The sequence below is a fragment of the Fischerella sp. genome (assembly GCF_013388695.1).
Taxonomy (GTDB): Bacteria; Cyanobacteriota; Cyanobacteriia; order Cyanobacteriales; family Nostocaceae; genus PCC9605.
The window spans coordinates 1-10,909 of the sequence record NZ_JACAEU010000152.1 but is presented as its reverse complement, the minus strand read 5'-3'; the positions used below and the strand labels follow the sequence as shown (position 1 = coordinate 10,909).

General features: G+C 40.3%; 11 protein-coding genes. 5 read left to right on the top strand and 6 right to left on the bottom strand.

Annotated features, from left to right (window positions below):
* Positions 1-398: 398 nt before the first annotated feature.
* Both HXY43_RS20915 and HXY43_RS20910 read left to right on the top strand, forming a co-directional pair.
* The gene (locus tag HXY43_RS20915; RefSeq protein WP_290887150.1) at positions 399-1,379 is read left to right on the top strand and encodes a hypothetical protein; all 981 of its coding nucleotides are present in this window, start codon (positions 399-401) and stop codon (positions 1,377-1,379) included.
* Between the two features lie 80 nt (positions 1,380-1,459).
* Complete coding sequence (locus tag HXY43_RS20910) at positions 1,460-2,545, top strand: hypothetical protein (protein ID WP_290887139.1); 1,086 nt, start codon at positions 1,460-1,462, stop codon at positions 2,543-2,545.
* Between the two features lie 693 nt (positions 2,546-3,238).
* Here the strand turns inward: HXY43_RS20910 and hisA are convergent.
* The 4 genes from hisA to HXY43_RS20890 form a co-directional block, all read right to left on the bottom strand.
* A complete protein-coding gene (gene hisA, locus HXY43_RS20905) occupies positions 3,239-4,012 on the bottom strand; it encodes a 1-(5-phosphoribosyl)-5-[(5-phosphoribosylamino)methylideneamino]imidazole-4-carboxamide isomerase (protein ID WP_026732436.1) in 774 nt (257 codons plus the stop codon).
* Between the two features lie 171 nt (positions 4,013-4,183).
* Entirely contained in the window at positions 4,184-4,474 is a 291-nt protein-coding gene (locus HXY43_RS20900) for a DUF3593 domain-containing protein (RefSeq protein WP_290887134.1), read from the bottom strand.
* Positions 4,475-4,587: 113 nt separating this feature from the next.
* On the bottom strand, positions 4,588-4,932 hold the full coding sequence (locus tag HXY43_RS20895; protein ID WP_290887147.1) for a DUF2499 domain-containing protein: 345 nt from the start codon (positions 4,930-4,932) through the stop codon (positions 4,588-4,590).
* A gap of 50 nt (positions 4,933-4,982) precedes the next feature.
* The gene (locus HXY43_RS20890; protein ID WP_290887130.1) at positions 4,983-6,020 is read right to left on the bottom strand and encodes a DUF389 domain-containing protein; all 1,038 of its coding nucleotides are present in this window, start codon (positions 6,018-6,020) and stop codon (positions 4,983-4,985) included.
* A gap of 411 nt (positions 6,021-6,431) precedes the next feature.
* On the opposite strand from HXY43_RS20890, the gene speB reads away from it, so the two are divergent.
* Positions 6,432-7,481 (top strand): agmatinase SpeB, encoded by a 1,050-nt coding sequence (gene speB / locus HXY43_RS20885; RefSeq protein WP_290887144.1) that lies wholly within the window; start codon positions 6,432-6,434, stop codon positions 7,479-7,481.
* Positions 7,482-7,547: 66 nt separating this feature from the next.
* On the opposite strand, the gene HXY43_RS20880 is transcribed toward speB, so the two are convergent.
* Both HXY43_RS20880 and HXY43_RS20875 read right to left on the bottom strand, forming a co-directional pair.
* Positions 7,548-7,766 (bottom strand): hypothetical protein, encoded by a 219-nt coding sequence (locus tag HXY43_RS20880; RefSeq protein ID WP_290887127.1) that lies wholly within the window; start codon positions 7,764-7,766, stop codon positions 7,548-7,550.
* A 22-nt stretch (positions 7,767-7,788) separates the two neighbouring features.
* The gene (locus HXY43_RS20875) at positions 7,789-7,911 is read right to left on the bottom strand and encodes a hypothetical protein (protein ID WP_290887124.1); all 123 of its coding nucleotides are present in this window, start codon (positions 7,909-7,911) and stop codon (positions 7,789-7,791) included.
* A gap of 74 nt (positions 7,912-7,985) precedes the next feature.
* Here HXY43_RS20875 and HXY43_RS20870 point away from each other — a divergent pair, with 74 nt between their 5' ends.
* Both HXY43_RS20870 and HXY43_RS20865 read left to right on the top strand, forming a co-directional pair.
* The gene (locus HXY43_RS20870) at positions 7,986-8,423 is read left to right on the top strand and encodes a hypothetical protein (protein ID WP_026732430.1); all 438 of its coding nucleotides are present in this window, start codon (positions 7,986-7,988) and stop codon (positions 8,421-8,423) included.
* A gap of 419 nt (positions 8,424-8,842) precedes the next feature.
* Positions 8,843-10,645: a phospholipid carrier-dependent glycosyltransferase gene (locus HXY43_RS20865; RefSeq protein WP_290887121.1), complete on the top strand. Its 1,803-nt coding sequence runs from the start codon at positions 8,843-8,845 to the stop codon at positions 10,643-10,645.
* Positions 10,646-10,909 lie beyond the last annotated feature (264 nt).

The window sequence follows — 10,909 nt, the reverse complement described above, 5'->3', positions numbered from 1 at the left end:
ATGAATTTACAATTCACGGGTATGTAGAGACGTAGCATTGCTACGTCTCTACAATGATTTGGCATCGAACTACAAAAATGTATGCACACATAATTCATGACCAAATTCAGCAACGCCTTCTTAAGAGTTACAAAGCCGATTTTCGCTCAAATTTGTCAATGGCAAGGGTAGGAGTATCAAATTCTTGCTTGACAAGAGCAGATCGGCTTGAGTATATTTGTTTAGTACAAAAGTACCATAAGCCTTAGAAACCGTAACTTCAAAAACAAGGTTTTTGTCATTTCAGTATTTACACTGCTCTGAAAATACTATCTTCAAGGCTACCCTCAACTCAGCAGAGGGTAAGTCTTAGTATTGCTTGCTACCGAAAAATATTGCATACAAACTGGAGTTTGAATATGAGCACAGTTGCAGCCAAAGACAGCAAACAACAAATTTTGCAAGCATTTCAACAAATATTGGCAGATAGGAAAAAATTAGAATCAAAAATAGCTACCAAGCAAGAAGAAGCAGAAAAGGCTAAAAATCAACAAATTTTAGAAGTAGCCTCTACATACACCGTTGATAGTATTGTCAAAAGTTTAGCTGATTTGCAATTGGAGTTTGGCAGCATTGTCAATGCATTATCTGAGAAGTTAGCCCAAGAAAACTCCAAATTAGACGAACTAAACCGTGCGATAGAAATTGAAACTCAGAATTTAAAAGAGCTTCAACAAATTAGAGTTGTAGCAGATGCACTGGATATATTAACTCAAGAACACCAAGAAAAACTCAAAACTCTAGAACAAGATACAGCTAGTAAAAGAGAAGCACTGGAAAAAGAAATAGCACAAACACGCAAAGAGTGGCAAAGAGAACAAGAAACGCATGAAGAAGCAGTCAAAGCATTCAACGATTTATTAGTTAAAGAACGTAATTTAGAAGCAGAAGAATACCAATATAAATTAGAAAATACTCAAAAGATTAACGCAGATGCTTACGAGGCTAAAAAGCGTCAACAAGAAAGGCAAATAGAAGAAACTAATCAAGAAAAAGCAAAAAATTGGACAGAAAGAGAAAAAACGCTCTCAGATCATCAATCTTTATTTGCAGAATACCAACAAAAAGTAGCAGCATTCCCTGCCGAATTAGAAGAAGCCGTGAAAAAAGCTAGAGAAGAAGCGATTAAAGAGACTAGCCAAAAGGCAAAAATTGAGGCTGATTTATTTGAGAAAGAGTGGGAAGCTACCAAACAAAGTTACGAATTAAAAATCCAATCATTGGAAGAAAGTATTAAAAAACAAATTGAGCAAATAGAAGGACTCTCCTCTCAACTCCAAACTACTTTAAAACAAGCACAAGATTTAGCATTGAGAGCTTTTGGTAATTCTGAAAAATAGCCAATATTTGTAGAGATGCACTATGGCGTGTTTCTAACGCCATACCTGGAAATTTTGAATAGCAAATTTGGAGGTTTGTTGTGCCATCTAAAAAACCCAACGAAAAGAATACTAAAGTAGAAATTCTCCAAGCTTACAACGAACTAGCCCAAGAGAAAGCAGCGTTAAAATCTCAACTTGACCAATTGGTAAAAGAACGTAACTCTGCATCGAAAAATACGGCAAAACTAGAAGTAGAAAACAAACCAGTAATGAATCAGCCATCAACTATCCAGCAAAAAATGAATTATACTATTGAAAGTCTAGCCAAAATTCAGTTAGGCTTTGGTAGTGCTGCTAATGAATTATCAGAACAACTCACAACACAAGCATCTAAGCTAGCAGAGATTCAGCAATCGGTAGAAAATGAAGTTCAACAATTAAAAGCATTACATAATTTAGAAATTTCGGAAGATACATTAGATACTCTGATTCAGTCTTACGAAGATAATTCCAAAACTTATCAGGAAGAGTTTAACCAGCGGTCGGAGAATCTATTACAAGAAATTCAAGAACAAAGAAAAGCTTGGCTGAAAGAACAGGAAGAACATAAGGTAACAATCAAAGAGCGGAATGATAACCTCAATAAAACCCGACAACGTGACGCAGCAGAGTATAAATATAATTTAGAACTACAGCGAAAACTGGAGATGGATGAATACGAGCAACAGCAGAAAGCTTTATACAAAGAATTGGAAGAGTTTCGACAAGAAATTGAGAAACAATGGACAGAACGGGAAAAAGAAATTTCTGAACGAGAAAAACAATTTGAAGAGTATAAAGCTAAGGTAGAAGCTTTCCCTAAAGAAAAAGAAGCCGCTATCAAAAAAGCGACAGAAGAAGGTAAAGGCATAGCTCATTATCAGGCTAAGGTAAAAGCAGATTTGTTTGCGAAAGAAGTAGAAGGGCAAAAGCGTTTCTACGAGCAAAGATTGCAATCTCTAGAACAGACTATTACGAATCAAGAAGCACGGATTCAAAATCTTTCCAAGCAGTTGGAATCTGCTCTTAAACAAGTTCAAGATTTAGCTGTTAAAGCTATTGAAGGGTCTGCAAATATTAATTCTTACCAGGCAATCAAAGAAATAGCTTTAGAACAAGCTAAAAGCCAGGTGAAAAATAAGTGAGCGAGTTATGATCTGACTGGTCAATTGTTGGTCTCAATTACCTGGTCTTTAAGTTCCAGGCTGATAACATAAAGAATTTTGGTGTGTAGAGACGTGCTATAGCACGTCTCTACAAGGTATGTAAATCAGACAATCTTTCTTATCTGAATTGTATTGGGTTAAGCTCGGATGAAACTGAACTCTATCAATAAGAAAATAGAGACGCTTTTTCCGCGTCTCTACAAGAGAGGAAACCCGTTATCAAGATTAAAATTCAAAATTAAAAATGAAAAATTGAAAATTGAAAAACTTAATCAGTAATCAGAAAAATAATCTACTTGCTTGAACATTCAATTTATTCTAAACTTCAAGCTGTTTCAGGCTTCGAGTTGTTCTGGTCTTGGTTGTTTTGAGCTTGTTTAAATTTGGTGCTACCAGATTCAGTTCTAGGTTTATTGGTGACAGGAATTTTTCGGCGGCGAGTCATAGCAGCTAGGTAATTTTTAACTTTGTACAACTTGAACTACACCGCCAAAAATTCCGAATCCGGAAAATAAAAAAAATAACCGACTATAAGTCGGTTAAAAAATATTAAGCATTAGGAAAAAGCTTAGCTATTCAGCCTTGTAGCTAATTTTCATGGATGAAAATTCTTCATTGTGTCATCGTATGCTCACGTCTATTCTCAAGAGATGACGGTGTGGGAAGATATCATCACGCAAATGCTGAAAAATCGAGATTAGGGGGTATATCTTGGATACGTCCGGAACCAACGGCCCGTATTGCTTCGTGAAGAGAAATATCGCCAGTATACAAGGCACGACCAACAATTGCACCTGTAACGCCTTGGGGTTCTAATGCTAGTAAACTCAGCAGATCGGTTATAGAACTAACCCCACCAGAGGCAATTACAGGAATATTCACTGCGGCGGCTAGTTCGCGTAAAGCATCTAAATTTGGCCCTGTAAGGGTACCGTCACGATGGATGTCTGTGTAGATTACTGCTGCTGCTCCCAATTCTTGCATTTGTGCGGCAAGCTGAGTAGCAAGAACTTCTGAAGTTTCCAACCAGCCGCGAGTCGCTACTTTGCCATTACGGGCATCTATGCCGATAATAATCTGTCCGGGAAATTCCTGGCACAGTTGTGCTACTAGCTGTGGCTGTTCTACAGCAACGGTTCCCAAAATTGCCCATTGTACGCCTAAGTTAAACAACTGTTGCACGCTTGCTTGGGTGCGTAACCCCCCACCAACTTCAATGGGTATCGATACCGCTTGAGCGATCGCTTCAATTGCACCTAAGTTTACTAATGTACCTGCTTTCGCCCCATCCAAATCAACTAGGTGCAATCTGGTAGCACCCTGTTCTACCCACTTTTTGGCAACATCCACAGGATTTTCGTTGAAAACTTGGGAGCGATCGTAGTCCCCTTGATAAAGTCGCACGCAGCGACCTTCTAGCAAATCTATCGCTGGAATAACTTCCATAATTAACCTCAAATTTGTTAGTAGATAGTAGTTAGTAGGTAGTAGTTAGTAGATAGTAGTTAGTAGGTAGTAGGTAGTAGTTATTTGTTCATTTTTTACCACTAACCACTAATGTACAGACGTGCCATGGCACGTCTCTACAACCACTAACCACTAACTACTAACCACTAACTAATTCTTAGTCCCCTTAATTACAGCTTGCCGAAAACCCAGCACAATCAAGATATTAGAAAGCGTCAAAAATAATTCTGCACTCCCGTGTAGCCAATCAACGTTTGCCAAAGACTTACTGTAATGCACTTGAGCATAAATCCCCGCTGGGATGGTGACAGCGACAAACACGAGAGTACCGTAAAATCCATACAAAGCCAGACGTGGCATTTGCTTGACTCGGCTAATAAACCACAAGAAACCCAAGTAGGGAAACAGTGACAGGATAAATAGGGTTTCTTTTGAAATCATTGCTTTTAAATAAATATAGTTGGAGTTGTAGGGGCGGATTTAATGCCAAAACTATCAATATTGTTACATGAAGACAAGAGCTAACCCGCCCCTATTCAAACAAAAGGTAATTATTACTTTGATTTGATGGGTTGGGTGGAAATCAGTTCACTAGCCATCTCAGCAGATTTTGTAGAACGCCAAATCCATACTGCTGCTGCCCAAAGCGTACAATTACCAACTACAGTCATGGCAGCTTGTAGGGTGACTAGCCATTCAAGTGATTTTGCATTGTCAAAATAGTGCCAGGTACAGGCACACATGGCGCTTACTAAAGCTGGTAACATCGCTACAGATAATGTCCACCAAGCACGGTTGCTAGTGACTTCTCCATATTTCCAAATAAACCAAATCGCGGCAATCCACTCAATCACGCTAGAGACGTGAATAATCCAGGTAGGAATCGAAAGAGCGTGCATGTTAGTCAACAATCAATAGTCAATAGTCAATAGTTAATAGTCATTGATCATTAGTCAATAGTCGTTGGCATATTCTTGTCTTCTCGCCGTACTTCTTCTACCTGACCAACTTCAAAAATGAGGGTGAAAGGCTGACCCATTTCTCGCTCAATAAATTCTTCCAACAACTGTACTTGCCAAGGGGTTACAGGTTCTTTTGCCCGGACATTCAGACGGACTTCTGGCGGATTGGTTAGCCAATTGGTTTGACTTCTGAGTAATTCTAATCTTTGAAAAGTGACAGTTTTGTTCAACAATGCCTGTCGCACGCTGTATTCTAACTCTACTTGCCTAACAAGTTGGAAAAAGCTTACACCCAAGGGAATTATCAGAATTGACGTAAAAGCAGAAGTCCAAATCAGAGGTTTGCGTGCCCGACGCATGGATGTATAACCTGCCAACAAAAATATAACCATGCAGGAAAGAGTTATACCCAGCAGGTTGGTGAGGTAAAGTAGGGTTGCTCCTAGACTTAGCGATAAATTTGCGCGTGATAATCCTAAGCCAATTACGCAAATAGGAGGCATGAGAGCAACGGCAATTGCTGTTCCTGCGACGCTTCCAGAAACTTTTGGTTCGATCTTGGCGTAACCGCTGATGCCGCCTGCTGCTACTGCTATCCCTAAATCCAACAGGGTTGGTTCTGAACGTGCCAGTACTTCACTACCGAAACTGGGAAGACTGACAAACATTCCCAATGTATAGGCGATCGCTACTGCGATAATTGTTCCCGCCCCCACAGCAATTATTCCTTTGCGGAACAATAACATGTTTCCTTGCAAAGCACCAAAGGCTAACCCTCGAATTGGCAGCATCAAGGGTGCAACAATCATAGCTCCAATGATGACCGCAGCACTGTTTGACAGTAAGCCAAAGGTAGCGATGACACAAGAACCAACAATTAAAATCAGGTATGGTAAATCTAATGCTGATTCTGCTAGCAATTCTATTTCCATCTGTTCAAGTGGGATGGGCTTAGCAACTTGCCTTCTCAAATTCCGAAAACGGTCTTGCAATTTTCCTCGCACAATGCCTTCCTCTTCCCTCATCACTATCAATTTTGCACAGTTCTGTGATGATTATCTATTTCTGTAGGTATCAGCACTGCGATCGCAGAGGATAAAATTGCGTTCCTTGAATTCAGCTCTTACAATTCAAAAACTGGATTATTTACAGGCCAACCGCAAGGCTCAGCTAGAGCCTCACCAATAGGTAGAGCTATTTCTAAACCATTTCTCAATTACCTACCACTCTTAATGCAGAAGTCTAACACTATATAAAACACTAGTTATCTCGTTAATAATCTCCCATTCCTCAACTGATTACCAAGTGGGACTGCATTTAGCTTATAAAAATGTGATTTATTTATAACCATGTACTGAAGCGTGACGGTGAGATGTAGGCAGTCCACTTGACCCGACCCGTAACATAGTTATTAGTTTAGTTTTACTTTTTCAGGTATAATGACTAATCTCCAAGACTACAATCCCAGCGGTGTAGGTGAAATAAATGGTAATATCTTTGGTCTACCATTCAATTATGAGTCTGCAAACCTGATTGTCTTTGGTGTGCCGTGGGAAGTCACCGTTTCCTATGGTGCGGGTACTGCTAATGGGCCACAAAAAATTCTGGATGCTTCAACACAACTAGATTTGTTCGATTTTGATCACCCTGATGGATGGAAACAGGGAATTTTTATGGTAGAAATTCCCCAGGAAATTTTGGAGAATAACAATTACTACCGTAACTTAGCAGCAAAAATTATCGAGCGACTAGAGCAAGGTAAACCGCTAACAGATACACCAGATTTAACACCTATACTGACAGAAATTAATCAAGCTGGTCAACAAGTAAATCAATGGTTGTTTGAACAGTGTCAGGAAGCAATTAATCATGGTAAAAGAGTCGCTGTGGTTGGAGGAGATCACAGTTCACCGCTAGGTTATTACCAAGCATTAGCAACTAAATACTCAAATTTTGGCATCTTACATATTGATGCACACGCAGATTTGAGAAATGCTTATGAAGGATTTGAGTTTTCTCATGCATCCATCATGTTCAATGCAATGAAGTTGCCGCAAGTTTCCAAGTTAGTGCAAGTAGGCTTGCGTGATATTTGTCATGATGAAGTGCAAATGATTGACCATTCCCACAGACGAATTATTGCTTATTACGACCCTATGATTAAACGAAAACTCTATTCTGGCAAGACTTGGATGGAGTTGTGCCGAGAAATTATCGGTCATTTACCTGAATACGTTCATATTAGCTTTGATGTCGATGGTCTAGATCCAAAATTATGTCCTAATACAGGTACTCCTGTTCCGGGTGGACTGGAATTAGAGCAAACTTTTTGTCTGTTTCGTGAATTAGTAAATAGTGGTAGAAAAATTATTGGTTTCGATGTCTGCGAAGTTGGTGATGCTGAGTGGGATGGCAATGTCGGTGCACGGATTGTTTATAAGTTGGCAAACTTGATGGATTTATCGCAGCAACGACCTACGGCTTGATTGCTTGAAATTTCAAGGCAAACTAGAAAAGGCGATCGCCGATCAACAAAGTGCAGTTTACCTTTACTACCTCAGTTTAGTATCGCGATCGCTGCAAGTTGAGTTGAAGTTACCCATGCTCAAGCCGTCGTCACTAAAATTGAATCTGTCGTTACTAATATCACAACTTTTGTTACCAACATTGCGACTTTCATAAACAACATCACGACTTTTGTTACCAACATCGTGACTTTCTCTATCAGCATCATGACTTTCGTTACCAACATTTAAGCTGTCATTAGTCATGTTGAAGCTGTCGTTACTAACGTTAAAGTTTTTGTGAAGCATTATTATCTTGAATCAAAATGCTATTGTTCGTGTGAACGTGCTTTAGGCGATCGCCCATAAACTTTGACTGATTTTGATGAAAATCCTTTTGCTCTGGTATCATTTTCTGTAATTTCCTGTTCGCTAGGAAATTAGTTGAATAAAAATCAAGTACTTTGACACTAAATGAGGAGTGAAATGGGACTTAGCGACGAACTCTTGAACCCGAACAAAAGAACTATGGTTGTGGATGACTGCTGCAATATGATAGAAGCACAGCTCGCTTCCAAGTCAGGCATAAGCGGTATAGCTCTGAAAACTGCCTTCGCCGCCCTGAAGGGGGTCAAGCCAGGATACATCCCCTATGTCGTCGATCTGCTCCTGCCAGAGTGCTTTACAGCACTTGATCCCATTTGGAGTGAAGGCGTGGACAAAGGCGACCCAGTTGGGCATCTGGTTGAGAGTCGCTCTCGTACAGCAGACGCACTGCTTAGCGTTACCGATGCAAAGGCCAAGAACGTAAAGCGCCAAATTGTGCGAGGAACGTATGAAAAGTTACGCAGTTCAGCCAAGCAACACGTGGAAGAGGCAGTGCCAGACTTTGCCAAGGTAATCGATAAACATACCAAGGCATAAACGAAAAAATCAGGATAACAGTTGGAGGTGCACTACCACCTACCACTGTTTGTAACCGTAGCCTAGGTTGACTAAGTAAAGCTGACGTTCGTGTTCATCTGCTGTTATAAGCTTTCACTGATTTCAATCAAGTGTCATTTCTAACTTTGATTTATACTTGCGATTATGATCTTGTGCAAAAGGCATGAGGGTCTAACTTGAAAATAGGGAACTCTTAACAGAGAACGCTTAACAGGGAAGAGAGATTTTCATCTTTTGCTGTGTGCTCCGGTGCATGGGAGTCTTGTACTCTTCTTTATAAGAGCTAGAGGCTCTGTCGTTACTAGGTTGAACCTGATAACGAGGGTTTGGAGGGTAAGAATTTGGATTGAACTTTCATTTACAATTTAACGTCTGATATCCAAATTCTATTAAATGTGATGACGGCTCCATCATATCCCCGTTGGCTTCACCTTTGTTTGCTGTTGGTTTGGCTGCTCATCGGCATCGGCTTACGCTTAACCAACCTAACAGCAAAATCCCCTTGGACAGATGAATTTTCTACCTTGGTGTTCAGCCTGGGAAATAGTTTTTTGCCAGTACCGTTAGATCAACCTATAACAATTGATGTTTTATTGCAGCCACTGCAACTGCAACCCGCCACAACAATTAAAGACGTATTGGCACATTTATTTAGTGAAAGCAATCATCCGCCTCTATACTTTGCGCTAACTCACCTGTGGCTCAAACTGTTTCCCACACAAGCTGATATGGTTTCTTTGTGGGGAGCGCGATCGCTTGCTGCTATTTTTGGGGCAGTATCTATTCCTGCTATTTATGGTTTGAGCTGGCTTGCTTTTCGTTCCCGCTTGGTGAGCCATCTAGCTGCCGCAATGATGGCAATTTCACCTTATGGCATCTTTTTGGCACAAGAAGCCCGTCATTATACTTTAGCTATCTTGTGGGTAATTGCTTCCTTCGCTTGCCTGGTAGTTACCGCACGCCACATCCAAAAGCACACCCAGTTACCCATTTGGTTAGTATTTTCTTGGGTAGGAATTAATGCTTTAGGTATTGCAACTCATTACTTCTTCGCGCTTACTCTCTGCACTGAAGCCGTTGTTTTGATTTTTCTGGCTTGGCAACAATGGAAACAAGGGAACAAAGGGACAAGGATTAAGGGGCAAGGGGCAATAGAAGAAGTTCCCAAAATACCCAATCCCCAATCTCCAATCCCCAATGCCCCTCCTTGGCGACGTATCTACGCGGTCGCTGTTGGCACTTTTATAGCAAGTATAATTTGGCTACCAGTATTTTTACATAACACGCATGGCAATAAGTTAACAGATTGGATTCAGGGCGATCGCATCGGTCTTGCTTGGATCAGCCCAATTTTCCAAGCGATCGCAGCGTGGATTACGATGATTTCTTTGCTACCAGTTGAATCGCCACAGTTATTGGTGGTGATTATTTCTGGTTTGGTGATGATAATTTTCTTTATTTGGGCAATACCAATTCTGGTTCATGGCTTGAAAATACTGTTTGTGCAATCACAAACTCGTTTAATAACGCAAGTGTTTGTTAGTATAATTTTGGCGGCGATCGCTTTATTCTTCTGTTTCACTTACTTTTTTGGTATTGACTTAACACGAGGCGCTCGTTATAACTTTGTATACTTTCCCGCTGTCATAGTTTTAGTGGGAGCAAGTCTGGCAATTTGTTGGAACACGCCCCTCAAGAAGAAGGGGGGAGTAAGAGAGTGGGGAAAGGGGACATGGAGAGTAAATGGAAAAATGGTTGTAGCAATTATCTGGGTAATGGGATTGGCTAGTGCTATTACTGTTGTTTGCAATCTGGGTTATCAAAAATACTACCGTCCAGACCTATTTATACAACTTATTCAAAAAACATCCCAAGTACCAGCCCTGATTGCTACCACCCAAAAAACTCACGTACAAATTGGCGAAATGATGGGCGTAGCTAGAGAATTCAAACTTCAAAATTCTCTCTCTTCCACTTCCTCCATTCTCCCCCTCTTCTTTCTGGCTCATCAAGATCAAGATCCCAATACTTCCACTACAGCCCTCCAAAGCACCTTAAAGTTACTGCCACGTCCTTTTGACTTATGGCTGGTAAACTTTTATGCACCTGAACCAGAAGCAATCAAAAACTGTATTGCTGAAACTCGATCTTTACCAGCAGTAAATGGTTATGAATATAAAATTTATCACTGTAATTCATAAACTTCTTGCAAAAACGCAGATATATTGGTGATTGGTGATTGGTGATTGGTGATTGGGCAAAAACAAGTCAAAAGCATGCCCAAGGGGCGCAGCGAAGGGTTAAAAGCTAAAAGTAAAAAGAAAGAATTTTTTCTTTTACCTTTTTAACGTGAGTTCGACGGGTTGATTTAGGCACAAAAAAGGCTGAGACTGTCATATAAGCAAAAATAAACAAGGTGTCTCAGCAATGTCCACTATTGTATCTCGCCTCGATATAACCCAGAT

Bases quoted from the DNA above. Each gene is read 5' to 3' on its own strand.
- HXY43_RS20915 (WP_290887150.1), top strand. From the start codon at position 399: ATGAGCACAGTTGCAGCCAAAGACAGCAAACAACAAATTTTGCAAGCA.
- hisA (WP_026732436.1), bottom strand. From the start codon at position 4,012: ATGGAAGTTATTCCAGCGATAGATTTGCTAGAAGGTCGCTGCGTGCGA.
- HXY43_RS20900 (WP_290887134.1), bottom strand. From the start codon at position 4,474: ATGATTTCAAAAGAAACCCTATTTATCCTGTCACTGTTTCCCTACTTG.
- HXY43_RS20895 (WP_290887147.1), bottom strand. From the start codon at position 4,932: ATGCACGCTCTTTCGATTCCTACCTGGATTATTCACGTCTCTAGCGTG.
- HXY43_RS20890 (WP_290887130.1), bottom strand. From the start codon at position 6,020: ATGAGGGAAGAGGAAGGCATTGTGCGAGGAAAATTGCAAGACCGTTTT.
- HXY43_RS20880 (WP_290887127.1), bottom strand. From the start codon at position 7,766: ATGACTAATGACAGCTTAAATGTTGGTAACGAAAGTCATGATGCTGAT.
- HXY43_RS20875 (WP_290887124.1), bottom strand. From the start codon at position 7,911: ATGATACCAGAGCAAAAGGATTTTCATCAAAATCAGTCAAAGTTTATG.
- HXY43_RS20870 (WP_026732430.1), top strand. From the start codon at position 7,986: ATGGGACTTAGCGACGAACTCTTGAACCCGAACAAAAGAACTATGGTT.
- HXY43_RS20865 (WP_290887121.1), top strand. From the start codon at position 8,843: ATGACGGCTCCATCATATCCCCGTTGGCTTCACCTTTGTTTGCTGTTG.